General features: G+C 33.4%; 23 protein-coding genes, 3 pseudogenes and 2 CRISPR repeat arrays. Of the genes and pseudogenes, 13 read left to right on the top strand and 13 right to left on the bottom strand.

The window, feature by feature from the left end:
• Nucleotides 1-70 precede the first annotated feature (70 nt).
• From STK_RS14460 to STK_RS14450, 4 genes are all read left to right on the top strand, one after another.
• Nucleotides 71-715 (top strand): CRISPR-associated transcriptional regulator Csa3, encoded by a 645-nt coding sequence (locus tag STK_RS14460; RefSeq protein ID WP_010980725.1) that lies wholly within the window; start codon nt 71-73, stop codon nt 713-715.
• Between the two features lie 228 nt (nt 716-943).
• Nucleotides 944-2,797: a CRISPR direct-repeat array (repeat unit 24 nt; unit sequence GATAATCCTTAATGGAATTGAAAG).
• Nucleotides 2,798-2,880: 83 nt separating this feature from the next.
• A CRISPR array of direct repeats spans nt 2,881-4,023; the repeat unit is 24 nt; unit sequence GATAATCCTTAATGGAATTGAAAG.
• Nucleotides 4,024-4,293: 270 nt separating this feature from the next.
• Nucleotides 4,294-4,638 carry a hypothetical protein gene (locus STK_RS14455; RefSeq protein ID WP_010980723.1) on the top strand — a complete coding sequence of 115 codons (345 nt, stop codon included), beginning with the start codon at nt 4,294-4,296 and terminating at the stop codon, nt 4,636-4,638.
• 298 nt (nt 4,639-4,936) lie between these two features.
• A complete protein-coding gene (locus tag STK_RS15475) occupies nt 4,937-5,092 on the top strand; it encodes a hypothetical protein (RefSeq protein ID WP_198429713.1) in 156 nt (51 codons plus the stop codon).
• Between the two features lie 34 nt (nt 5,093-5,126).
• Nucleotides 5,127-5,384, top strand: a complete 258-nt coding sequence (locus STK_RS14450) for a hypothetical protein (protein ID WP_052846844.1) — start codon at nt 5,127-5,129, stop codon at nt 5,382-5,384.
• Between the two features lie 520 nt (nt 5,385-5,904).
• On the opposite strand, the gene STK_RS14445 is transcribed toward STK_RS14450, so the two are convergent.
• From STK_RS14445 to STK_RS14415, 8 genes are all read right to left on the bottom strand, one after another.
• Nucleotides 5,905-6,102: a hypothetical protein gene (locus STK_RS14445; protein ID WP_052846843.1), complete on the bottom strand. Its 198-nt coding sequence runs from the start codon at nt 6,100-6,102 to the stop codon at nt 5,905-5,907.
• A gap of 656 nt (nt 6,103-6,758) precedes the next feature.
• Nucleotides 6,759-7,085 (bottom strand): hypothetical protein, encoded by a 327-nt coding sequence (locus STK_RS14440; protein WP_010980722.1) that lies wholly within the window; start codon nt 7,083-7,085, stop codon nt 6,759-6,761.
• A gap of 361 nt (nt 7,086-7,446) precedes the next feature.
• Nucleotides 7,447-7,620: a hypothetical protein gene (locus STK_RS15470; RefSeq protein WP_198429712.1), complete on the bottom strand. Its 174-nt coding sequence runs from the start codon at nt 7,618-7,620 to the stop codon at nt 7,447-7,449.
• A gap of 75 nt (nt 7,621-7,695) precedes the next feature.
• The gene (locus STK_RS14435) at nt 7,696-7,995 is read right to left on the bottom strand and encodes a hypothetical protein (protein WP_052846842.1); all 300 of its coding nucleotides are present in this window, start codon (nt 7,993-7,995) and stop codon (nt 7,696-7,698) included.
• Nucleotides 7,996-8,168: 173 nt separating this feature from the next.
• Nucleotides 8,169-8,555 (bottom strand): hypothetical protein, encoded by a 387-nt coding sequence (locus tag STK_RS14430; protein WP_010980721.1) that lies wholly within the window; start codon nt 8,553-8,555, stop codon nt 8,169-8,171.
• Nucleotides 8,556-8,825: 270 nt separating this feature from the next.
• On the bottom strand, nt 8,826-9,005 hold the full coding sequence (locus tag STK_RS14425; protein ID WP_052846841.1) for a hypothetical protein: 180 nt from the start codon (nt 9,003-9,005) through the stop codon (nt 8,826-8,828).
• A gap of 598 nt (nt 9,006-9,603) precedes the next feature.
• Nucleotides 9,604-10,122, bottom strand: coding sequence for a hypothetical protein (locus STK_RS14420; protein ID WP_052846840.1), 519 nt, complete (start codon nt 10,120-10,122; stop codon nt 9,604-9,606).
• Nucleotides 10,109-10,417: a DUF5658 family protein gene (locus STK_RS14415; RefSeq protein WP_010980719.1), complete on the bottom strand. Its 309-nt coding sequence runs from the start codon at nt 10,415-10,417 to the stop codon at nt 10,109-10,111. Before STK_RS14415 ends, STK_RS14420 begins: the two co-directional genes overlap by 14 nt.
• A 261-nt stretch (nt 10,418-10,678) precedes the next feature.
• Here STK_RS14415 and STK_RS14410 point away from each other — a divergent pair, with 261 nt between their 5' ends.
• A complete protein-coding gene (locus STK_RS14410) occupies nt 10,679-11,011 on the top strand; it encodes a hypothetical protein (RefSeq protein WP_069168217.1) in 333 nt (110 codons plus the stop codon).
• A 406-nt stretch (nt 11,012-11,417) separates the two neighbouring features.
• On the opposite strand, the pseudogene STK_RS14405 reads toward STK_RS14410, so the two are convergent.
• From STK_RS14405 to STK_RS15060, 5 genes and pseudogenes are all read right to left on the bottom strand, one after another.
• A pseudogene (locus tag STK_RS14405) lies at nt 11,418-11,674 on the bottom strand (ISH3 family transposase); the annotation flags it as partial.
• A 320-nt stretch (nt 11,675-11,994) separates the two neighbouring features.
• Entirely contained in the window at nt 11,995-14,211 is a 2,217-nt protein-coding gene (locus STK_RS14400; RefSeq protein ID WP_010980717.1) for a thermopsin, read from the bottom strand.
• Between the two features lie 725 nt (nt 14,212-14,936).
• A complete protein-coding gene (locus tag STK_RS14395; RefSeq protein WP_052846838.1) occupies nt 14,937-15,377 on the bottom strand; it encodes a hypothetical protein in 441 nt (146 codons plus the stop codon).
• A 542-nt stretch (nt 15,378-15,919) separates the two neighbouring features.
• On the bottom strand, nt 15,920-16,468 hold the full coding sequence (locus STK_RS14390) for a hypothetical protein (RefSeq protein WP_052846837.1): 549 nt from the start codon (nt 16,466-16,468) through the stop codon (nt 15,920-15,922).
• Between the two features lie 75 nt (nt 16,469-16,543).
• The gene (locus STK_RS15060; RefSeq protein ID WP_084742685.1) at nt 16,544-16,657 is read right to left on the bottom strand and encodes a zinc-ribbon domain-containing protein; all 114 of its coding nucleotides are present in this window, start codon (nt 16,655-16,657) and stop codon (nt 16,544-16,546) included.
• A gap of 291 nt (nt 16,658-16,948) precedes the next feature.
• On the opposite strand from STK_RS15060, the gene STK_RS14385 reads away from it, so the two are divergent.
• The 8 genes and pseudogenes from STK_RS14385 to STK_RS15050 all read left to right on the top strand — a co-directional run bounded on the left by STK_RS14385 (nt 16,949) and on the right by STK_RS15050 (nt 25,687).
• Complete coding sequence (locus STK_RS14385) at nt 16,949-19,057, top strand: YncE family protein (RefSeq protein WP_010980714.1); 2,109 nt, start codon at nt 16,949-16,951, stop codon at nt 19,055-19,057.
• 1,004 nt (nt 19,058-20,061) lie between these two features.
• Nucleotides 20,062-20,358 (top strand): hypothetical protein, encoded by a 297-nt coding sequence (locus STK_RS14380; RefSeq protein ID WP_052846836.1) that lies wholly within the window; start codon nt 20,062-20,064, stop codon nt 20,356-20,358.
• An 84-nt stretch (nt 20,359-20,442) separates the two neighbouring features.
• Nucleotides 20,443-21,045, top strand: a complete 603-nt coding sequence (locus STK_RS14375) for a hypothetical protein (RefSeq protein ID WP_010980713.1) — start codon at nt 20,443-20,445, stop codon at nt 21,043-21,045.
• Nucleotides 21,046-21,844: 799 nt separating this feature from the next.
• The gene (locus tag STK_RS14370; protein ID WP_010980712.1) at nt 21,845-22,507 is read left to right on the top strand and encodes an HAD family hydrolase; all 663 of its coding nucleotides are present in this window, start codon (nt 21,845-21,847) and stop codon (nt 22,505-22,507) included.
• Nucleotides 22,508-23,517: 1,010 nt separating this feature from the next.
• Nucleotides 23,518-23,865 carry a HEPN domain-containing protein gene (locus STK_RS14365; protein WP_010980710.1) on the top strand — a complete coding sequence of 116 codons (348 nt, stop codon included), beginning with the start codon at nt 23,518-23,520 and terminating at the stop codon, nt 23,863-23,865.
• Between the two features lie 11 nt (nt 23,866-23,876).
• Nucleotides 23,877-24,136, top strand: a pseudogene (locus STK_RS15055) (IS701 family transposase); the annotation flags it as partial.
• A gap of 190 nt (nt 24,137-24,326) precedes the next feature.
• Nucleotides 24,327-24,584 carry a hypothetical protein gene (locus STK_RS14360; RefSeq protein ID WP_010980709.1) on the top strand — a complete coding sequence of 86 codons (258 nt, stop codon included), beginning with the start codon at nt 24,327-24,329 and terminating at the stop codon, nt 24,582-24,584.
• 224 nt (nt 24,585-24,808) lie between these two features.
• Nucleotides 24,809-25,687: pseudogene (locus STK_RS15050) on the top strand (ISH3 family transposase).
• Nucleotides 25,688-25,803 lie beyond the last annotated feature (116 nt).

Genomic DNA, 25,803 nt, shown 5'->3' with positions numbered 1-25,803 from the left:
GTCACGTAGTAATTTAGGAATTTACACTTTTTCCCGAAATATATAATAATATGTTTGGCAAAATCATCTTGTGAAGTCCTATATATTTACTGTTGGCATTCATGAGGACTTTGCTGTAAGGAGACTTGTCTCCACAAATGTGGGAAGAGATGACGTTATAGTTGTTTTAGTAAAGTCACCAATAACTGGTGGTAATAGAAGGGCTATTAACGGTTTAAGTGCTGTAATGAGCAAGATGGGTTTGAGAGATGCTGTGGTAAAAGAAATTGAGGTTAAGGATATATTTCATGTGGTTGACCAGGTAAGTGAAATATTGAAAGAAGTAAAAGATCCCTTAATTGTTGACATCTCTGGAGGTGAAAGTAAGACCTTAGCGATAGGGACAATTTTAGCGGTAGCAGTAAACAAGAGAGTGGGCAGAATTTACCTTGAAGAGGATGAAGAAGTAAGTTTCCAAATTGAGGATTTTAGGACTGCAGCTGAGGGATTGAGCAGCGAACTCTTGAAGGTTTTGAGTACAGTCGTAGCCAATCCTGGGATAAGACATGAAGTAATAGCTGAGATGACTGGGAAGAAACTTAAAACTACTATGAATGTAGTAGGGATATTAAAAAAGAAAAGACTAGTTTATCAGAAGGGTAGAGGAGATGGAATTTATCCTACGAAGCTTGGGATATTGATAAGTAAATTAAATCAAGAAAATAATAGAAAATAAATAAAATAGCTTTGTTTTTATTCCCGTTTTTTATCGGGAATTTCTTTCAATTTTTAGTTGATCAATAAGAGTGTCTTTGTAAAGAATGTTGAATGTATTTCTCTTTTTAGAATTCCCGTTTTTTCAAGGGAATACTAAAAATTCAGTAATGATAAATATGTAACATAAAGAAAAGCTTATATAGCAGAAACGAAGAAAATAACATAAGAACTAATATAAAAACAATCAGATAATCCTTAATGGAATTGAAAGGAATTGCCAATAAAACAAAAATTAGGAGACAAAGCAGAAGATAATCCTTAATGGAATTGAAAGAAGAATAACACTCTACAATTGCTGCTTAACTTGTTAAGCAGGATAATCCTTAATGGAATTGAAAGATGCTACTACTGGAGTAAAATATCAACAGGGATCTTTAGTTCCTATGATAATCCTTAATGGAATTGAAAGATGTTATTCACTATAAAATTCCATGTCGACTGGTCAGAAGATAATCCTTAATGGAATTGAAAGTTAAATGTTGAATTAGAGATTTTGACTGACTGTAGTCCAGATAATCCTTAATGGAATTGAAAGATTATCTTATTTTATGTCAAATTTGTTTGTGGTTAAGCTCTTAGAAGATAATCCTTAATGGAATTGAAAGAAAAAAATAGGAAAAGAATTGACTTAAGACACCCTAGGGGTAGGATAATCCTTAATGGAATTGAAAGATTTATTGACGATGAGGAAGAGCTTAAGCAATATTTTAAGATAATCCTTAATGGAATTGAAAGTGGATAAAGTCTATGACGTCTAACGGTACACCAAGTTCAGGATAATCCTTAATGGAATTGAAAGTTGGACTAGTTCTTCATCCAGTTTAACTGTAATTACTCTGAGTTGATAATCCTTAATGGAATTGAAAGTTTGTTCATTTTTACTTGAACTCTGTTCTTTTCTAGCTGTGGATAATCCTTAATGGAATTGAAAGTAGTCAGAGCATATTTATTTAGGCTGTCATGCACAATAAAGAGATAATCCTTAATGGAATTGAAAGCTTTTTCCATACTCGACGTAACTTTTACTATATAACTGGATAATCCTTAATGGAATTGAAAGATTAAAACAGATATCTATATCATATTTGGAAGAGTGGGCAAATGATAATCCTTAATGGAATTGAAAGACAGAACTTCCAGACTAACGTAACTAAGTTTACTAGTGTAAAGATAATCCTTAATGGAATTGAAAGCTACCCCTAAGGGGAAGATATTCAAATTAAGTTTCGAATACGATAATCCTTAATGGAATTGAAAGCCAGCACCAGCCAAAATATCCCCAGCTTTACCACCAATCATGATAATCCTTAATGGAATTGAAAGACTTTTAGTGTGCCGGCATCTAGCGCTCCAATCCATGTAGGATAATCCTTAATGGAATTGAAAGTTTGGAGCTCTATCTCACTCATTACAAAGTAATGGTTTTGTAGGATAATCCTTAATGGAATTGAAAGTTGGAATATTATGACGGTTCAGCTGACCAACAAGCGATTGAATTTTTGATAATCCTTAATGGAATTGAAAGAATATCATTAATAACTCAAAAATTACTGTTAATATTAGATAATCCTTAATGGAATTGAAAGTCTGTTATAGATGATCAATTGGCTTTTCAGTTAATGAGTTGATAATCCTTAATGGAATTGAAAGGTCATTATCATGATAACTTATAATTAATGCGACTTCATCTTGGATAATCCTTAATGGAATTGAAAGACAAATTAGCGAACCATCGCGAAGCATGTCCACTACCTCATGATAATCCTTAATGGAATTGAAAGTTTGTCTCAGCATCATCCTCTGCGAGCTTCTCTAATTTTTGATAATCCTTAATGGAATTGAAAGCAAACTGTCTCAGGTCTTTGTTAAATTTTCTTATTGTAAAGGATAATCCTTAATGGAATTGAAAGTATCGTATTCTACTGAATCGCTTTCGTTTACTGCTAATCCGCCCTGATAATCCTTAATGGAATTGAAAGTGATCTGAAGACTCGAGTTTAACAGTCATCAGCTTTGGGATAATCCTTAATGGAATTGAAAGTTTGCAAAAGCGGATACGGTAAATTAATAAATGGAATTGAAAGACGACTGTAGTAGTGTTAGGTCCTAATAACGGGATGCTTATGATAATCCTTAATGGAATTGAAAGACTACAACTGTCAGAGTGGAGAAGACCAGGCAATTCATTTACGATAATCCTTAATGGAATTGAAAGCTCTCACACTGATTTTTAACTATGAAAGACGTGAAACGAAGATAATCCTTAATGGAATTGAAAGCGGATTGCCTTATCCGGATATCACGGATTCCATAGTAATTAATGATAATCCTTAATGGAATTGAAAGGACGCTAACACTAATGAACGAATGTTAGGTATATCGACACCCTGATAATCCTTAATGGAATTGAAAGAAATAGGCTACAAGCTGTGGTATATCATTACCCAAAACATTTGGATAATCCTTAATGGAATTGAAAGTTTACCCGAATCATCAGTACCCAAAATTAGCATTGCTACCCCGATAATCCTTAATGGAATTGAAAGACTAGAAACTGCAATTGATGTTTGCCTTACCGCGAAGTTCTGATAATCCTTAATGGAATTGAAAGAAACGTTGTATGGGCTGTAACTCCATACAAAATATTGAATGATAATCCTTAATGGAATTGAAAGGGAAAGAGTACGAAAAGTCTGGTATTATTATGATAATAAAGATAATCCTTAATGGAATTGAAAGATTATTAAATCTATTATAATCCCGGCTATCGATCTGGTCCAGATAATCCTTAATGGAATTGAAAGAACTTTATACTTCGCTAGCGCCTCCCATGTCCCTATCTTTGGGATAATCCTTAATGGAATTGAAAGTCCTACTTCTTCTTATGCTAACAACACTAGGTAAATTCGGGATAATCCTTAATGGAATTGAAAGCTCATTAACCTGAGTTCGTTTTCGATTTTTTCAAGCTCATTTTGATAATCCTTAATGGAATTGAAAGCTAAGTATATCCTAGCCCCACTGAAGTGATTTGAAAGAGAGATAATCCTTAATGGAATTGAAAGAATTAAACATGAAAGTGAGAAACAGAGTATTGGTTTCAAGCCTAGGATAATCCTTAATGGAATTGAAAGAATACAAAAATATTCATAGATGAAGCTGACTACTTTTTATTAGATAATCCTTAATGGAATTGAAAGAGAATCTTCTCGACGTATCGTCTATATTACGTTACCTACCCATGATAATCCTTAATGGAATTGAAAGAAGCTACCGCAATATCATGTCCAAGTTAATGCTACAGAAATAATATACAAAGAAAAATTAGTTTCACCTTCATGGTATACCTCCTTATGGATCCCGTTTTTGGCCTTAGGTTTAGCACTACTTGGTGCTTTTGTCACATTATTAGTAAGATCTAAATCTGACCATCAATTGGGATTGCATATGTTGTACTAACATTCGGCCCGGGAACTCAAGGAGTCCAATACTACTAGTGAATAAATTTTTAAAAACCAATTTTCTTTTTTCCTTTAAATGAGGAAAAAATTAGTTTCAGTTTTAATGATAGTGACAGCTGTAGTCTTTCTCGGACTGTCATTCTATCTACATTCTATAGATCATCCTATAACTAAGCTAAATGTGGCTCAACAAGCACCTAGTATACCTCTAAGGATAAATCAAACATTTACTATACCTCTTTATATAGTCTATACGCCTATTATTAGTAACTATACGGCGTCTATTTATAAGATTAAACCAAAACCGATAGAAACTATACAACATCCACCTTTTTATGCGAACCTCTGGCCCGAAACACTAGTAGCCGGGATAATACTACTCCTAATATCGGTTATTCTGCTAATAAGGTATAAATCCTAAACCGACCATTTAATAAAGTCACACTCTTTTTATTGCTAATGTACACCGGTGATTGAAGTATCACTTAGAAGTTTTATAACACTGAGTCTGGCGTAAATACTCTCGGTCTGTAAAAATAAGTTACTTTCCCTTTTTTTATCTTTATGAAGTTAAAAAGTATAGGTCTATGGTTTCTAGTAGCGGTTTTAATAGGTCTTGTAAGTTCTGGTATGTTAGGTGAGTGAGTAACAAGCAACTCGGGAATTTGTACTGTTTTCTTTGTGTCAAGGAATATATGGCAAACAACATGTGACCCTTTTTGCTTTTTCCCGGTTTAGCCGGTTTATCGGGTTTAGCAATAGTGTACAGAGAGAGTGTTAAAAAGGCTATTACAAATCCTATAGTCCTGCTGTTAATGGCTTTAGCGTTTCTTGAATCATTAGTAACTATGTTGTTTGTTGTAGATCATCTTTAACCCCTTATAAACTTACTCTCTTTTTTCACTCTTAATGAAGTTAAAGTACTTCTGGGATGCAAAAAGAGATTGGTCATTAACGGCCTCTTTTTTCACTCTTAATGAAGTTAATGGAATTGAAAGTATGACTGATGAAACTCATAATTTAGCTCTTTTTTCACTCTTAATGAAGTGGAATATCCCAATCTTACTAAAGGCTTTAAAGTCATTTTATTTTAATAGCAAAGGCTCTATTCTTCTAACTGTAATACCCCTACCTCTGAACCTATCACTACAATCTTATCGTCGTTAGGTATCTTTTTCTCTTCTTAACCTTTTACCTTTCCCCAGAGCTAAAGTCTTTTGTAAGAAAATTGTTTAAAAGATCTTGAAAAAGCTCACTATCTATGGTATAGTCGGAAGTACGTTGAAGTTTTGGTTTTAATGTTTCTACTTCATGAATTATAACCAATATGCTTCATTATCTTCGTAGAACAAACATTGTTTCCGATTTATAATACTGAACTTTCTACAGTCTTTTTTATCAGTGTCTCAGCTTTATCTGGCTTAGTTAGTAGAAAAATTCGCTGTAAGTTCTTACAGTTTAGCAATACTATATAGAAAGAGGACACATAAGACTTTAAGCCCCTTGTCTGTTTGTAATGATGATAATGAGGTCTCGGTAGTACCACTATTCATTGAATCCTTTTTAGTAATATAGTTCGGTAAAATTTAATTATGTGTTGAAGATTGCTATACTATATTGATTAACTTAGGCTTAAAAGTACAACACCTAACTGATGTTAGAAGGATAAGTAAAGATAAAAATGACTTTATAATCTAGGTTTTCTCTTAAGTTTCTTCATACTACGAAATACATCGAATAGTGTAAAAGAAAGAAGGCTTATCGCTATAGTGATCAAGATAAATGAGATAAGGACACCTTCTTGAACCCCTGTTTGTTGTGATAGATAAACCGGCCCATAATAAGGTAAGGATGTAACGTTAGGTGGAAGTGTAGCTGTGGGCATTAAATGAAAAGTCTAAAATAAAAAATAAAAATCTTATCATCACAAGTTTATGTAACTTAATATATAGTTTATACTTTCTTAAACTTCAGGTACTTCTCCCTCTTATATTACTGAATAATTCTAGGAATGTCGCTCATTAAATCTATGTAAATATACTCACATAATAAAGATACTAATTAAAAGTGATTAAAAGTTACGCAAAAATATTGCAGTCTAAGTGTCAGAATGAAATAGTCAAATCTGATTCAGCAAGACATAAAGGTGCTGTTTTACCTAATTGACGATTCACTGCAACTGCTATCGAGCATTCAATCCTAACTTGTTGTAATTAATTGCTCACGTTAACTCTAAGATATGGTTTTAACCCTCATAGCAAATGGGGTTGTTTTGTTGAATTTAGTGTTTTGCTCAAACTACGAAACTGCTAGGGCAAGGAAAATCAGTGAGGTGTACGTACCTTATAATCCGTTATTATCTTATTCCCATAGCAGTTAATGCTGTTAGGAGACCCATGTAATATAGTATGGAGTATTAATCGTTACCACTGATATGTTACGATAGCTACTTCCTAGTTGTATGTTTCTGGGGATACAAAATGATTATAACGTAGAACAAAGTATCTTATTTTTTCCTAATTAGAATGGATTAGGCTCTTTTTAAATAATAGCAGATAATCTCGGTAAAATGAAGATTTCGTAAATAACAGCCAGTATTGAAATGAGTGCTGCAATTTTAAGTAATATTTCCCTTTTTTGAGTTAATTTGGTAATCCAATATATGATACTCAACTCTATGATTTTTAAGCTAACTAGATCTGGGAGGACCAAGACTCCGTTATTCTCAATTATACTTACTATTGGATTTGCTTCAAATGCTCCACCTGTCACTGCAATATAACCCGTCCATAGACCATAACTAATAAGCAAATCAATAGTATTACAAAAAATGATAATAACCCAGAGGGTTCTTACTCCTATTTTCATCAAAAAATGCCTTATCTAGTTAGTATTATGTTTTTTCCAAACATAGCCTAACGTCACGTTTGTAGAGGTAAATTCCTTGTGGCAAATATCTGTTCTTCGTACTTCAAGCAGTCCTTTAACGCATATGAAAATTATCAGCAACGACTGAAGAAACAGATCTGCAGATAGGATTAGGAGGGTTAGAGAAAAAGGAGGAGACGTGCTACATTAAGAGTGAAAAAAGGGTGTGAGTTTATTAATGGTCGGTTTAGGACTTACGCCTTATTAGTAGAATAACCGATATTAGGAGTGACGCCACTCCGGCTGTCAATGTTTCCGGCCACAGGTTTGCATACTAAGGTGGTGGGATAGTGAGAACGGCCTAGGTTGGTGTACCGTTTGGTGGCACTGAATACCAAGCTATTATCGACTTATTAAATGGGTGTAGTACTATCGGTATATGATGTACAGTAGACTTGTATATTGTAAATAAGTAAATTGACACCGCTATTAACACGATTGAAACGATAAAAAGTATGATAACAAACTTTCTCATTAAGACTGATTAAGGATTTAAAGTTATAAATCCAATCAAAAGGCAAAGAAAAAAGAGTGTGACTTTATTAACAGTCTAACCCATACCCGTGCCTACAGCCATCCCGATTAAGAAAAGAAAGTAAAGTAGTTCACCGAAAATTAAATTTAATACGCTTAATACAATAGGCCCTTCTAAATATCCCCTTTTCATGAAGTATAGTGTGGAGGCAAACGAGACCAGTGCAGGAACATATGCACCTAAGACAAAAATACCTAAATTATATGCCAACTCATTATTCATAACTTTAAGATATAATGCTTCTATTCCCCAAGATAGGAAGAAGATACCGAAATAGACCGGTACCCTAAACCACAAACGTTGTAGCAAACCCATACAAAATAATAAGAAAAAAAGGATTTTATCTTTTATGGAATTAGAAATGCGTTATACGGACTTAAAGAAGTACTTAACGGTATTCCGTAATAATAATATAAGAACATCACTAAAGCCTGTACTGCAACTACATTAAGAGTGAAAAAAGAGAGTGACTTTATTAATAGCCGGGTTCAGGGTTTATCGTCTTTAAAAATAGCAAAATATATTATCGGGATTTCTTTCTGCTTTTGCAAAAATTCCGGTTTTATGTTTTCCTTTCTTGTTATGATACAAACGCCACTTTTCTTTCTTATTATAAGCCTTAATGGCACATCCTTAATTCTTAACGACACATATAAATCGGTTAGGTATATTGTTTTATGAGGCTTTTTGTATTGCCGACGCGTTATACTGCTCTTCCTTCCTGCAAATTTTCCGGGTTGAAGGCTAAATATCCTGATGGATGGGACAGCGATTTTTTTGCGGATCCTTATAGTGAACTTCTTTGGTTTGGGCTTAAAATCTTTCAGGGCCCAAAACGGGACTACGTATCCATATCCCGTATATCCGTATCCCATAATAAAATAAAATAAAAATGGTTTTATATCTTTTTTTACAGATCTTCATCATTTTCATATATCCATACACCTTCAACTCCCGCTACGTTAACCAGTAATTTAATTATATCTTCTGCTAACTGCACCTCTACAGGAATACCAAGATCTATATCCTGAAACTGAGAATCTAAAGTATGCTGTATAGTGTTTTGCGAATTTACGTCTTACTGAAAGGGCCTAGATTAGTAGTACTGTTCCTACTGCAAGAGTTTCTGGCCAGAGGTTCGCGTATCAAGGTGGTGGGATTATGAAAACTGCATCAGCCGGTGGACTTCCATAATTAATTATATTAAATGGTGTTACTGGTATTTTAGGAGGGTGAATGATAGTAGGTTTGTCTATCATAAACAAGTAAACTCCTATCGCTATTATAGCTACAGAACCTATAAGTAGAACAGTAAATTTTCTCATTAAGACCGGTTATGAAGTCGGACTTATAAATCTCATCCAAAGATAAAGTACAACTTTTAAGGTGATAGGGATAAAATATACTTATTGTCTACTGGACTTTAAACGGGTTTTTCAAACAAAATTTGTAGTCATACCACTTCTTATGTAACGCCTTCAAATCGTGGTAGATCTCTTTATCTAGTCTATAACTAGCAAACAAATTATCAGTGTATTCAGCTATTAATTAGCGTACCACGGTATTGGAATTATCTTAATTGGTATAGATTTAGTACAAGGGGTAAAATAATTTCTTAATGAAGAGAATATAGTATTTTGTGGTAATAGCTCTCATTATTAGATATTTTCTGAGTTAATTCCAGAGGCGAAGTAAATTTAATATTCTGGTAATTTTCTTCTCTTATCATCTCTTCTAGGTAAGTAAATTTAGTAGTTATATGTTCTAGTAACACAGACTGTAGGTCTATCGAATATAAGTAAAAAACTTAGACCTAAAAGTAAAACACAGACTGATGTTAGAAAGATAACCTTATTTTATAAAGAACTTTACAAATTTTCCTCCAGGGTTTGGAGCTAGAAAAGAGAGCGTATTCATAATGGTTTATCTTCTAAACCATAATTTAATCCAGCTGTATATTGCTACTCCCGATAACGCTAAGCCTATTACTAAAAGTTCTGGCCATAAATTAACATACCAGGGTACAGAAAAATATGCAGGATTCATCTTTGGTAACATGTCACCTATAGTTATCAAGTTAAGATGCGGTATATTCACTTTAGCATAACTCAGATGAAGATGATAAAGATAAAGAGAAAGTCCTAAAAATACTGCTGAAATAACAGTTAGAACTGTGTTGAACACTTTTAACTTGTCTTTAAGAAGAGGGAATATATTCCGTGGGAATTTCTCAAACTTAGAGAAGTTCCTCAGTAAAACTAAAATAACGCTTACGATCCCCAATGAGAGAATCAAGTCTGGGGCTATTTGAACATACCAAGGTGGCGGAGAGTAATAGAGGTGGTCTGATATGATGATAATGGCGGGGGAACCCCAGGCTGTATAAGGCTCGTTTACTGCTTTAATGATAATTGCGTTTTCTTCTGTTTTAAAAAGAGCCAAAAATGAGAAAATCTAAGGTATCCCATATTACTGCAAGCAATATCACTGCTACGGCTATAGTTAGTATTGGCGTTTTTTGCTTGACTCTTTCGGTTATAAAATAGACTGCCGAGAATAGCATTAGCTTCAGTCCCAAGGTTACTTTAAGCATCGACAAATAACCATCTACTCTGAAGAAGTTTATTATGGGATTCAATTCTACAACGGAAGGATAATGCCAGGCAATAAATGAAAACAGTGCATCATAAATATTTGCTAAGATAAAGATTAACCAAAGAATCTTAACCTTGTTCATTATAACTAACCTAAACTAAGTAAATATTATGTTTTTTGCAAACACTGTTAAGCGTTAAATAGTTTAAGATTCTTTCCTAACATATTAGGAACTCTATTGCTTGTATATTTTGTCTTAACTTCGTCCTTGGCATCATTTAGGTTAAAAATTTAGAAGCCGAGTAATGTTCATAAGATTTGCTACTAATCTCCACGTTTATAAATACGACTTTACATAATGTTTGGATAAAATATAATATCTACTTAACTTAAATCGGTTATGATGAGTAGACTCCTTAAGGTTTTGTGGGCTCTGTTTATTGCTGGTAACATTTACGATGTGATAATAACGTGGATAGGTTGGAAGTATTTCCAAGTATTCGAATTTGGAAACTGGTATTATTTTATTTCTGGGTCTGTAACTAGTTATAACATTTATTATTTTTTAGCCTTAATCGGTGTCAAAATCTACCTCTTTGTTGGTATGTATTGGTTCTTAAAGCTCTTCGATAAATTTAACGTTAGCAAGTTTAAATGGCTAGGACTAGTCCCGATCACCTTAGTAACACTAGGGGCAAATTATTATGATACTGTGCAACTACTTCATGCTTTATAAAGTTTTTGAAGCATTTGTATACAACATTAACTAAACTCTGGAAATAGTTTAACCGCTAACGCTCTTTATGGAAACTTTTGTATACAATATTAACTTGCAATATAAGAATGATGTCTCATATCATTAGAAGGTTAGGATATAACTTCGTCGTCTTCAACTTAACAGCATGAGGTTCAATTGGATTTATACGTCAATATGGGAATCTCTTTTTTCCTGAGATAAATAATAACATTAATCAAAATTGAACAAAACTAGTATCATTCAAATAAGACCACATATATTTTATAATATCGAGTATAATTAAATATATTTTTTATTAGAAAAACAGGAAATATTGAATTAATTTCACGTTGCTAAAAAGGGTTGCATAGAGTTAGCTGAGATTTGCAAAAAACAACTCCCTAACTTAAGGTAAACCTTGTGCAACAACTTCCCTCATCTCCTTAAGGCAGAAAATCAACGAGAGACTGACAGAACTCCCACAACCCCACCCAAAGAACGAACCAAACATTCAAAAGAAAATAACAGAGGAGAATAAGAACCAACTCCTTCCTAACATCACAAGTCCTAACCCCAAACTCCTCAAGAGAACGAAAAGCATTCTCAACACCCCACCCCTCCTCAGCCAAAAACAACAGCAGTTCTAACATCAACCTCACAAGAAAAGCTATAATCATACCATCCTCCTCACCCTTCTTATTTATAAGAAAATCGCTTCATTTTTACGTTACGTTAAAATGTAAAGAAATATTGTTTAGTTAACTATAAATTTCGTTTTATATTAAAGATGAAACAAGGGAATAAATTAAAAGTATTTATTAGTTCAAGAGCAAATATTCTAATCTTTTATGGCAAGGAAATTTCCTTAAATTACTATCCACGTATAATCTGGTTTTACGCTTATGCTAAGCGCTTCCAGTTTTTTTTTTAAAAAAATAATATCCCTTACAATGAACTTTTTTCCTACAACAATCTAAAAAGCCTTATTTCCTCCTTACTATCACTACTATTGCTACAATGGCCACGATAATTAATATTGCCACTACTGCTATGTCTGTTAAGTTATAAGATGTATTTAACAGATACGATTGTTCTGAAACTACTCCCAAAGAGTCCTTGACTACTACTGTCACGTTATTATTTCCTATGTTTAATGATAAGCTATAACCGCTCAGCGAATTCTCTGTGTATATTAATTTACCGTTTAAGTAGACATAATAAGTGTAAGGAGGGATTCCGCCTGAAGTAATTCCGCTTAGCGTTACACCGCTATTCTCTATGAAGAAATTACCCGTAGTCACGACGTTTACAGATAACTGAGGGTCTTTAATAACAGTCACGTAGAATGTGTGAATCACTTTATACCCTGCTGAGTCTATTACTACTACAGTAAGGTTATAAACACCTGGTTTACTGAAGTTTATCGATTTTTCATTTATTAGACTACCGTTTAAGTAAATGTAAGTCTTGTAAGGCTGTGTACCGAGGCTGTAATTTAAGCTTAAATTAATTGGAACTCCTACGTCAGTCTTATTTGCACTTAAGCTTGCATTAACTATTGGGTCTGGATTAATGGTAACCTCGAACTCTTTTTCTATCTCATACCCCGCTGAGTCAGTAAACACAAAAGTCACGTTATAAGTCCCAACTGAACTGAAATTGAATTTTAAAACGTTATCTTTGCCTACTAAATTACCGTTAATGTACCATGCAAAGTGGTAAGGTTTAGTACCTAAACTAGCGTTTGCTATTGCCACTATAGGTATTCCTACATCAGTGACGTTACTTATTTTAACTCCAACGACAGGATCTGGGTTAACAGTAAGGTTATAGTAAAGGGTGTTCTCATCGCCTTTTAAGTCGTAAACGTTGATTTGGAGGGATTGATTACCTATACTCGGTTCGTAGCTTATTGTGTAATTCCCGACGTAGAAGTCAATAAAACTCTTATTACCTATATTTATGAGATATGGAGGTTGACCGCCTGTTACATTAACGGTAATGTAATCCCTCTGCCCTAAATCTATCTCTTTACTTCCGTTAATTATTTGTGCTTTGAAGGGGGTTGAAATAGTGGGTATGTAAGTCTCTTCACCGTTACCAACTTTCACTTTATAAACCCCTTGATAAGGAGTCGTGAATAAGTTATCAGAAGCCTCTGCAGTATCTAAACCGAATGGTAAAAGGGCTTTGGGCGTAATGACGTTAGTAGAGTTAACGTAGACAAAGTAGAGCATAGCGCTGAGGGAGTTATAGTAAGTTATTTCACCTTTACTTATTCCTCCGAAAACGAGTTCGGTATCGTAAGCGTTACCACTACCGGTTACATTATAGCCATCAACTAAAAGGTAAGCTGATTCAATACCGGAAATGTTTATTGTAACGTTATCGTACCAAACTGTCATACTACCGTTTAAATAACCGAAGTGAACTAAAACGCCTTGTGGTATAGTCTGTACGGATATGAAAAGGACGGCGTAAAAGGGATAAGTCATATTAAAGTACTGTGTAGCGTAGGCATAATAGGAACAAGGGGATAGTATACCAGTAGTGTATACATAACCCTCACCGTGTATAAGGCTGGAGTTAAGCTCGCTGGGAGAGGAAGTGAAGTTCCAAACGTTATCTACATAGCGGTATATACTCTCATTAGTAATAAACTGTATTACGTTCTGTAACCAGTATTGCTGGGTACCTTGTGCAGTGTTTACTTGTAGTACAGTGTTCAACTGTAAGCTAGCACCGTAATTAGTACCGTTTAGTGCAGAAATGGAGTAAATTTGTGCCACACCGATTACTCCATTAAACTCCTCCACGTAAGGTTTAACGGTTCCACCGTTTAACTCAATGCCGTAATCTGCGATTCCAGTTGGCGCTGGTCTACCAGAGCCGTAATAAAGCTGAACGTCGACTACGCTATTGCTCACATTGTTGCTCACTATTATGCAATAAGACCCTGGGGGTAAAGGGAAGTAGGAATAAAAGGATGAGGCAACATCACTATAATTTGTCCCTTTTATTGTGAAATAGACAGTAGAGTTAGCGTAGAGATAGATGTAAAGACCACCGTTGGTGTTAACTGGGATTTCTTCATAATAATTTGGCGGTAGGATGAAGTTTGACGGAGATATGTATGCCTTAGGTTGGAGTAGGGATAGAGAGAGTAGGATTAACGCTAAGATAAGTAAAGGCTTTTTCATAGGAACAATTTCCCACTTCTCCTCTATTTAAATATTCTCTTCGTTCATACTACTGTTTCATAAATTGGCTACTTTTTATCCCAAAATAATGATAGATTTCGGTTTTTTAGAGCAAAACCCCTTTTTTCAGTGAATATTGTTCACGGTTTCTATATACTTTAAACTAAAAATAAAAAATTTTAGTAAACTGTTATAATCACTTTTACGAAATATAAACTTTCTACGCCGTGAAAAGTGCGATTTTATGACCGATTAGGAGTTGAACTTTTTGTATTAAATTAATATGGCTCAATGCTCAGAAGAGTGTTCTGGCTAATTAATCTAAATTTAGGCTGGTCTTAAACAGTCCTAATTTGAAGGTGTTTGTAAAAATATCAAAGTAGTTAAGAATAGTTCCTCTAACCTTAGAAACTTAGAACGAAGCAATTATTTATGAGTTTTCTGTAAACTAGCCCAAAATTCTTTCATGTACTAGAAACATTATTTACTTTCGGAAATTCTTAAGCTTATAATAACTTCATGTGTTAACTTCAGAGTGTTTAAGGGCAATTCATGGGTCCATTGGGATTCAATTTTAAGAATGATTGATTCTACATTTTAGGTAACACTAATAGGGGACAAGCTTGAGGTAATATAACGGAACTTATAAACGGGACACCCCTATTTAAGGGCTAGGTTTGAGAAAATACTAAATAAAAAATGGTTTTGTCACTTTTTCTCCAAGGTCATGCTGAAATAAATCCCATACTTTTCAGTTTAGCCATTAGCTCGTCACCTTTATGTACCTTGCTAAATCTTAATAATTCTATTCCGTTTTGTAGGAAAACCACATCCTGTACTACATGTTGCCCCGCTAATCTTGTCTCAAAATATTGCGGATTTACAATAGATATTAATAGATTTGGCGTATTTAGGGGTACTTCCTTTACAATTTTACCGAATTTAATGAGCATTGCTCTCTTGTTAGTCACTACGTATCTGTTTGCCCACCTTAGTCCGAAGTATAGTACTAGACTTAGGACTATGAACATTACTCCTATAGCTGCTAAAAATACCGTTAATAGGAAGATTATACCGAGTATTATAAGTCCTATTGTAGCATTTCTTCTGAATCTACTCAGAGGGAATTCTTCCCAAATTATTTGTTCTCCTATTTCTAACTTCATCAATATAATAACAGAATAATTAATTTATAAAATTTTCTTCGTAATACTCTTTTTCTTTCATTTGAAAAGAGAATATTTCCTTTTTCGCATTTCTGATATAGAAAGATCTGGGAAAGTCGGGATTATTATTGATGGAAATTGCAAGTTAAAATATTTCCTTTAACTGAAAAGAATAGTGGTCTTTTTTCGCTTTAAAAACATAGAAATAATTAGTATTTTATCTATGTTATTGTGGATATAATAACTATCCAGGCGGATAGGGGATATATGATGATATAATCTTAGTAAATGCTAAAGTAGCTTTTGCGTGCAGGATGATTTTGTTAAACCGATTATTTTTAATATCTTCAGCTAAAACTAACGTTTTATTGCATTGCAATTATTATAAAAACTAATAAGGTGGGGGAAATTATACAAGGGATCAAACATAGTAAATATTGTGACTTAAGAAGGTGCATATATTTTCTTTAAGTCCATTAAATATAGGTATGTGTATTAATTTATTAAAGAAATTCTAAAAAAGAAAAAGAATTTACTTTGTATCAGAAGCTATTTTCCAAGCTTTCAAGTTGCGAAGTTCCTAGGGGATTTGGAGCTATGACTGAAACTATTTTTACATTATTACCGCTGAGTACGAGTATTATGGAATCGTATTCTTCACCGAATAATCCTCCTGGAGTATAGGCTATGAATTCGTTATTTGAGATTTTATTAAAATTACTAGAAGATATCTGTAAAGTTACTTCAGATTGGGAGAAGAAGTTTTTAGCATTACTTGATGAGGAAAAAACTATATACATAGCCATAATCTGTCCTTGTTCTCCGCTAATATTCCCATTTAAATATTCAACGTAGCCTGAAGTTACTTCAGGTAATGGTTCTCCTCCCATTGTACTATAAAATGAGTTGAGGGAGATTGTTTCTGTGGAGCCATTTAATAATTTTTCAGTAACTAAATCGTTACTTATAGTGAATGAATAAGTGTTGGCTGAATCTACACTCCAAGAGCCTCCAACTACAGATGCTGCCTTTGATGGTGTAATTAGTTCTGCTGAAGAGGGACCAGAATGAAATATAAATTGTGATGCCACAATGACTGCTAACACTACTACTATTATTGCAATAACTGGGATAATGATCTTTTTGAGGGATCGTTTATAAGGTTGTTAATGGTATGGCGATTGTGGGGTTGGCTGTTGTGTTGTAAGTGGATAACCGCATATTGCACAGTATAAGGCATTATCTGGGTTATCGTATCCACATCTTGGACACTTTATCATTTGTTCTAATTATAGTTTACTCAATCTTATAAATTTTGAGATGCTTAATCACTGATTTTAAGCGAATTATTTACTGTAAAACAAATGGTCATAATCATAACCATTAAAGGAATAATTAGTTATATATTCCTCTTGTCCTTCAATTTACAACGACAAAATAACATGGTAGTTTTTCGGTTTTATTACTTTGGCTATTCATATATCTTCTAATAATTATAATGTATATTTCATAAGGAAAAGCGAAACTTTTATAAAACTTAATAGTTATAACTAGATAAAAAGGGTGTCTATATGAGTGGAAAGAAGGCTTTATTCCTATTGGTAGCTATGTTACTAGCTGAATCCCTCCAAGCATTTTCATTAATAATAAATCTTTATACTGGTCCGTCTATAGGGTATCTTGTATCGGCTGCTGTTAACCCCAGTAACGGTTATATATATGCTGTTGACTCACAACATAACGATGTGGTCATCTTCGATCCCTACAACTACTCATTTATTGGTACTATTAATGTAGGTGTTGAGCCAATATACATTACTTATGCTAACGGATACTTTTATGTAGTTAATAATAAATCGGGGACTATAAGTGTCATAAATCCACAAACAAACACGTTAGTAAAGACTATCTATGTTGGAGGGTCTCCTCAAAGTGTTGTTGTTGATCTCAAGAACGGATACTTGTATGTAGTCGATAATGGCATAGAAATCTTTACCCAAAGTGGGCAAGAAGTAGCGACACTCCTCAAAGGTTTCACTATTACCTCAATTGTATTTGACCCCTATACTGGCTTTGTATATGTTGCAGGAAATAATCCGTTTGTGGTACCAAACAATATCGTTTCCCAAATTAACGGCACTAAAATATTACGTAACGTTTCAATGTTTATTTATGCACCATCACAGCTTGTTGTTGGAAATAATGAGGTCTATGGTATAAGTACTACATCGATTAACGTATTTAATCCTTATAATATTTCAAACTACACAACGCATAGTCTAAGTTTGATATTGAGCTTTCCTTGTGCTGTCGTATATGCTTTAGGTAATATTTATGCATTTTCAGAGGGTTATGAAGCAGTATATGTAATAAACGTGTCTAATGGACAAGTCTCAACCCTAACGCCATCTGCTATATATGTAGGTTTTTCACTAAGTTTCTCATTGCCTGGCCAAATATCTGATATAGTTTATGATCCTAAAACTAACATGCTTTATGTTACTGGAACTCCTCCTAATCCAATTTATGTCATTAACCCTATAACTGGTGCCTATCTAGCTATAGGATCGCAAATACAAGCTCAATATGCTGTGTACGATAATGTAACTGGAGACCTATATGTTGCAAACTATCAAGCTGATTCGATATATGTTTTGAATAATGGTAAGGTGATAGGTATAATTCCTAGCATAAATAGTCCTTCATTAATTACCTATAATACGTATAACGGAGTACTTTATATTACTAATGGAGGGGAATTAGTAGCAGAAAACCCATATAATGGTAGTATACTTTGGAAAGCAAGTGCTGGGAAAGATGCAGTTGCACTACTTTATGACCCGGTAGATAACTTGATATATGTAGCAGATAATTCTTCTAACCTTGTCTTAGCCATAAGCCCTTCAAATGGGTCTGTGATCTCAGCAATACAAGTGGGGAATAATCCGGTAGCTTTAACTTATGATCCTCAGAATGGACTAGTTTACGTTGCAAATTATAACAATGAGTCTTTATCAGTTATAAACGGGACTGAGTTAATAACAACAATAGAAGTACCATTTAAGCCTACAGCAGTAGCTTATGGTGATGGAATAATTTTAGTTGGTGGAGAAAAAGTAGTCAGTAAACCCTATTCTTTCCCAGTCATATTAAATTACTACTTAGCTGGTATTGAAGGTGTAAAAACTCAATTTACTATAGAATTAAATAGTACTCCAGAATTAATTGCCTATTATAAGGGATATGCGATCATAACTACTAGTGGGCTTTTCAATCCTGTAAAACTACTCGTAGTTAATCCCTCTAATGGACAAATAGTTAGCGAAAAGAGCGTTAACGTAAGTTTTCCGACATCAGTAACTATAGATCCCAATGAAGGTTTGGTATACATTACTGAAGAATATCCTTATAATCAGATATATGCAATATCTTTTAACAATCTCATTTCAACTCCACCAATTTCATCAAACACTACTACAATACCAACAACTACAACAAGTTCGTCTACAACATTTACATATACTAGCACGTCCATAAGTAGTAAGACTACAACTCAGATCTACTCTTCGACTGAGTCAGCAGTACCCTCAAGTAGTTCGGGAAGTTCTTCATTCCTAATCATTATAGCTGTAATAATAGTAGTAATTGCGGGTGTAATAATAGCCCTCAGAAGAAGATGAAATCTTTTTCCCTCTTATTACTGTTAATGAACATGTGTAGATAGTACTAGAAGATTAAACGTAGATTCATTAGGATTTTAACATTAAAAAGTTAGAAGGATTAATACTTTTTTATTTGGCTAAATTTGATATAATTGAGTAGGCTATTTAGTACCTAAAGATATTCTAAGAAAATTTAAAATTGGTTTAATCATTTAAGTTGAAATGATTTTTAGAGTTAACTGATGATAAATAACAGTTAGGAGATATTTAACTTTGATATTATCCTCAACAAGAAATATTCTTATAAATAATCATTTTCATAACTTCTTAATCCTCATATCAATAATGAGTAGTTAGTAAAGGTATAGCTGAAAATATATATTCATCTTTTTTCCTAGAACTGGAAAGTATATATAGTAATTGTTATAATTAACCGTCTTGTTTTTACGATTTCGTCAAATCATGTATTTCGTCTAGTAAAATTTCGAGAGTTCTACAACGAATAAAATAAGCAAAGGAGAAAATGAATAATTTTGCTTTATTAGCGTACTAAAACACAGGTAATTTTGACGTAGTAATAAAAGTTTCAATTCACTGAAAAGACTCATACATATTTTCCCATATATACGGTTAAAGCAAGCGAGATAATACGCCGTATAAAAAAGAGAGATCAAGAATGATATATAGTAATTTATCTCTTGACGTTAGTTAATCGTTAAAAGTTTCGGTATTAGTTCTGACTATCATTTTATTACTTCTTATATCAGCAGAATTATTTCGTGTAAAGATCCTTCTTTATTAATTTTAACGAAGATAGAAAAGTCTTGCCGTATTATTGGAGTAAGCCTTTTCCTTAACGTCTCTGACCTTGAGTATATTAGTTAATAGAAAAGGAATGGCTATATTCTTTCTATTAAAAAAGAGGTTGTATCTGAGCATTGTGCTATTTAAGTTTCTGCTATCGATTAAACACTAGCGTTAAGAGGGGAAAATAATAAATTGTTATTTCCTTAATTATTTATATGGCTTTAACTCAACATGCATGGTTTAGGGCTTTATGTTATGTTGGAATTTTCTTTTTATCTTGGGCTATCGATATAGGTTTGCTTATAGCTCTTAATGGATACATTTTCTCTTCTGGTCTCGGCACGCTGATCTATGCTATTTTTAGTCCATCCTTATATGCTTTCTTACTCTCAATTTATTTCTTAAAGAGGAAACACTATTTTTCTCTAATAGTCCCGCTTCTTAATTTTTTTATAGGAGTTATTCTTTTTGCACTTGCTATGCTGTTTATGATGGTAAGTAGTTCTGTATGATATGAAGGGGAAAAAGTCTTTACTTAAAACCTCAGAAGGAGTTAATACAGTTAAGAATATATAGCTGTTAAATCTAAATTCAGAATGATGAGAGTTTTCGATTTAACTAAGGAAGGCTTGGTAGTTTTAAATCCTGTTCAAACTCGTTACCAGCTGTTTTCTCAACGGGTTTTTATCCCTTTGTATGTAGCTGCAAATGACGGAATATATAGAATAAATAGAAGTAAAAGGCTTTTAAACTTTGGTAAAGTAGTTATAGCTTCTGTTGGAATAATTTTACTTTCATTACTCTTTATTGTTGGCGTTTATTCGCTTTATTTTTCACTTTCCTTTGGCGTCTCTATTTTTACTTTAATACCCATAAGTATAGGACTTTTAATTGTAGTTGGCAGTATTTACGGCATAATAAGGCTGGTCAGGTTAGCTAAAGGCGTAAAGATAAATTATGCTGAGGGAGAGCTTATAGTACCTTGGTCTCAAGTGAAAAATATAGTAGTAGTTAACGTCAGACAAGAAAACGTAGCAAATAGACCGAGCTTAGTTGCGGATATTGTTAATCCAATATTTAAGGAAATAGGAGATTGGCATATTATTAGGACTGATGGAGGTGAGGTTATAATACCTAACGTTGATGATCCTTTTAACAAGCTCAATTACGTAAAGGTAAAGTTCAACTTAAACTTTTAACCTTTATAATAGAGAGTTTTTCGCATTTATTATTTTTAAGGTAACGTTCTGGTATTAATTAATTTGTTGTACCACGTATACTTTAGTTACCAAAGAATTTTCAGCAAAAAGGTTGATGATAACTTTTTCAATGTCTAAGTTACGCAAAGAAGCTAACTTGTAATTAAATGCTAAGTAGATTTTCTAGATCGACGGATTTAGATATAGATGTCATAATTATCTATCAAAAGAATTAGTGGAAATAGTCACGATCTAAATTCTAGTACAAAAGTCACTATATACCAATTGCTATTTAACAGAACTGAACAGTCATTTCAATAAAAGTCTAGGATTGTGGATTTGATATCAAAGAATACGATTAGTGCTTAGACTAAGGATTTTAAGGAGATTTCCTTATCTTAAAAAATTGTTATATTTACCGACGAAATAACAAATACTTTTAATTTACTCCCTATTTTATTTTTTATAACTTAGTAAATTGTTTATTTAGTACAACGTGATTTATTATAAGTTTTTAACGTATTTAGGATTTAGCGGTTTTCCTACAAGTGCTAATTTTATTCTAATCCAATCGGAACGGCACTCAATTTTATCTTTTCACTTTGTAACGTTATTCCGCAAAATATTCTTTCACCTAAACTACAGATAGAAAGAAAAAATGCGTTTGATGCTTGAGATTAAAATCACAAATGGGTAACTGAAGATATTTTCCTTTTTTCCAGAGTTCTCTAATGATTAAATAGATCTATTAGTCGAATTATGAAAAAAGTATTAAAGTGATCTTTCCTTATATCACTCTATGAAGTATAAGGCTGTTCTGGTGGATTTCGGAAATACTCTGGTTGGTTTTAAACCAGTGTTTTATGAGAAGGTTTATCAAGTTTTGAAGGACAACGGATATGATTTAGATCTCAGAAAGGTATTTAGAGCTTACGCTAAGGCTATGGGGATGATAAATTACCCGGATGAGGACGGACTTGAGCATGTAGACCCTAAAGATTTCCTTTATATTTTAGGCATATATCCCAGTGAACGCCTAGTTAAGGAGTTAAAAGAGGCTGATATAAGAGATGGTGAGGCTTTCCTTTACGACGATACGTTAGAATTCCTTGAAGGATTAAAGAGCAATGGTTATAAATTAGCACTCGTAAGTAACGCCTCTCCTAGGGTTAAGACGCTTTTAGAGAAATTTGACCTCAAGAAGTATTTTGATGCTCTAGCTTTGTCTTATGAGATTAAAGCCGTAAAACCTAATCCTAAGATATTCGGTTTTGCCTTAGCAAAGGTAGGGTATCCAGCTGTTCATGTTGGCGATATTTATGAGTTGGATTATATTGGAGCTAAAAGGAGTTATGTAGATCCTATACTGTTAGATAGATATGACTTTTATCCCGATGTAAGGGATAGAGTTAAAAATTTAAGGGAGGCATTACAGAAGATTGAAGAGATGAACAAGGAGTAGAGGCTTGAAGTAACGTTAATTTATGGTTATCCTACACACTTTTCAATCATTTGTATTCTTTTACTTCATGTTTTGTGATTATTTTCCACTTTCAACCACTGATATTATCAAAAGTTTATTCTATATTCGTAATTTAAATCGAGTGTGGACAACAATTTCATTCATTTGTAATTTATTCAAAATTACCTTAAATCCCTCTCCCTTTTAAACACTTTAATTATACAATAAAAATTCAAATAGAGATTAAAATTGTAACTTCCTTTATTATCAGTAAAGAGATCTAACGATAAATTGAAACTAAATTTACACTTTATATAATTTATATCAAATTAAAAATATTGTTGTCCACACTGATAGTGTCGTCATTTGCATATAAATTTATTAGATGGCTTTCTTTATAAAGAGTATAAATATTGAACTAATATATTACTATGTGATAAAAATTTATAGAAATATAAATAGCTTAGTGACGACACTATGTCCACACTCTTTAAATCTAAATTTACTAGTATTTTGGAAAAGTTCTTAGACTATGATTTAGTGGTATACCATTAGATTAAGGCTATAAATTTTCTGAAAACACTAACGAAATTCAGGGACAAACCGTGAAAGGCACTGCATACCTAGCCTCACGTGGATTTGCATCTGTAGGAGGAGGGTTATACTATCTCATACAGTAATTTCTCTTAGTTAGTATACCTTAAGAAGAAGTATAGGTTCTTTCTCACATTCTTAGCGTTTCTTTTTATGTATCAACACGCTAACTATAAATGAGCTTACACCTATTAGAATAGAAATTAAGCCTTTTTCCGTGCTTTGGAAGGGTAATTTCAGCTAACCTAAATTCTGAGTATGCGGGATTCCTCTTTGTGAGACTTTTAGAAAACTTTACCGTTATAAGTTGACCGAATATAACGTTGAGGGAGATGCAAAAGTAAAGGAAATGAAAGAGAGACCGTGGGTTTATCGCCTACCTACACTTTATTAGTTAGACTATTGAGGATTTACTTATGAGCTTTCTCTTAGAGAACGCAAAAAACTTCTTTCATGACGCGAATAGGGACTTTGAGGAGGGAATTTGGAACTTATCGGTATTCCGTTCCGAACAAGCACTTCAGCTCTGTGTTAAGTATAAGTTGTACACTTATCTTGGTGATTACACTAAAACTCATAATCTAAAGGAGCTTTTGGAAGCCTTAAAGAGGTTTGAGAACGTAAACGTTGATTCGCTAATGGTTGATTTTTTAACGCAGTCCTACATGTCTAAACGCTATTTACCATACGTATTTTCGAAGGAGACAGCTGAAAAGGTTTTAAAGTTTGTTGAGAATCTTATGAAGATGTTGAAATGTCTCTGATTGATGTTCTTGAGGAGAATATGAGGACTTGGAGGATTAGTGGGAGATAGAGAAGTTTTAAAAGGATGTGAAGACCCTGGATATGCAAGATTCCTCTTTCTTAAAGAGGAGTAGGCTTCAAGGTTACCTACTCCTCTTCGTAATGGTAGTTAACACGGTAAGAGATTTGATCAGCTCCCTTAACTTGAAGAGTGTTGAGGAATTTCTCCGGTTCGTTGAAATTCGTTTAGGAGATGCTATAGGTTTGATGAAAATTTTTAAGTTATGTTAAAGTAGAATAACTGCTACAAAATATTAAGCTTCAAATTGCAAATTTTCTATCTTAAAACAGTTATATTACCATATATCTTAAGATAAGAATAAACATTCATGTAAATGTTCATTAAAATTATAGAATATAACTACTATCCTACAAATGCTAGATAAGAAGTTTTAAATACTAAAAAAGAGAAGAAGGAAATATGGTAGTGGATTTAGTTGGTTTGATTTTATTTTTTGCAGAATTAGGTGTATCGCTTGCAATAGTTTATAGTATTCTGAATTATTTTTACCCTAATTCTTCTAGAAAACTTAAAATAGAAGCCTCCATATTTTTAGGCTTTATAGCTCTAGGGACATTTATGTCACTTGTTTCTTTCAATTTTTTACTTGTCTTTTTACTTATAGGCTTAGGGGTAATGTATGGACTCAAGAAAGTAAAAAGCAAAAGAAGTCTGTAACGTATTTACGTAACTTTTAGTTATTTTTAATCACTTCTAATCCCCTTAAAACTATCAAATAAGCTGAAGCGATATGCCTTTCAAAACTTAATAATACAGTGAACAAGTCAGTATGGGAATCTCTTTTTTAGCGTAAAAAATGAGATGAATAAAATTCAAAATAAAGATCTAGTGAACACTAATTTTTGATAAAAGTTTGTATATTAGAGGGCGGACCTTAACATATGGGACACAAGAACCAAACCAAGGGGACTAAATCCTACAACAGGGACTTCGTTAAGTCTGCCTCAAACCAATCTACACCTCTCTAACTAATATACTCTTCCCCGAAGAACTCCTCAAAGCCTTACTCAAGGCAAGAGGAACTTACTTGAGTAGGCTTGGGAATGAAGGGAGGAGAGCATTAAACCTCTTAAACAATATTGATAATATTAGGAAGGCATTAAGGGAGATGAGTAAGAAAGCCTTGAGGGAGACTAGGGATAGAAGAGTTACTATTGACCTCCATTCCCAACCAAGGATAAGCGTTTATTGATTAAGCCCACTAACTTCTTGGGGTCTTGCTCAAATTGCAATTTTCCTCTTGAGTATTTTCCTTGATGTTTTACTTATAACATGGTTATGTAATTTTGGAGGAGTTGGACAAGTTTGATCTTAGGCTTGTTTATGCTGATAGGGAGTTTGCGGTGGATGAGGTTATTCTCTTGGATTTTGTTATTACCGCTAGGTATCAGATGTACAAGAAGTATGGGGACAAGTTGGGGGATGTTGATATTACTTATTGTGGTGTTACTGGTTTTCTTTGTGTTAGGCATGTTAGTGGTGCTTATCTTGTTATTTTGAGGAAGGGGGATGGGATTATAGCTTTTCTTGTGGGGTTGATGTTAGAACTGCTGTTGTTTTGGCTGAGGAGGGGTGGGGTATTTAGAATGCTTTTCGTTCGCTAGAGGAGTTTAGGGTTAGGACTTGTGATGTTAGTTGGTTCTTATTCTCCTCTGTTATTTGGTTTGTTCTTTGGGTGAGGTTGTGGGGGTTCTGTCAGTTTCTCGTTGATTTTCTGCCTTAAGGAGATAAGGGAAGTTATTGCACAATGTTTACCTTAAGTTGGGGAGTTGTTTTTTGCAAATTTCAGCTGAATCTATACAACCTTTTTTAACCACATGAAATTAACCTATATTCTTTGCTCTCTTAATAAAAATATATTTAATTATACTCGATA

This window comes from Sulfurisphaera tokodaii str. 7 (assembly GCF_000011205.1).
Lineage (GTDB): Archaea > Thermoproteota > Thermoprotei_A > Sulfolobales > Sulfolobaceae > Sulfurisphaera > Sulfurisphaera tokodaii.
Note: the sequence above shows the minus strand (reverse complement) of the source record. Positions and strands in the feature narration are given on the sequence as shown.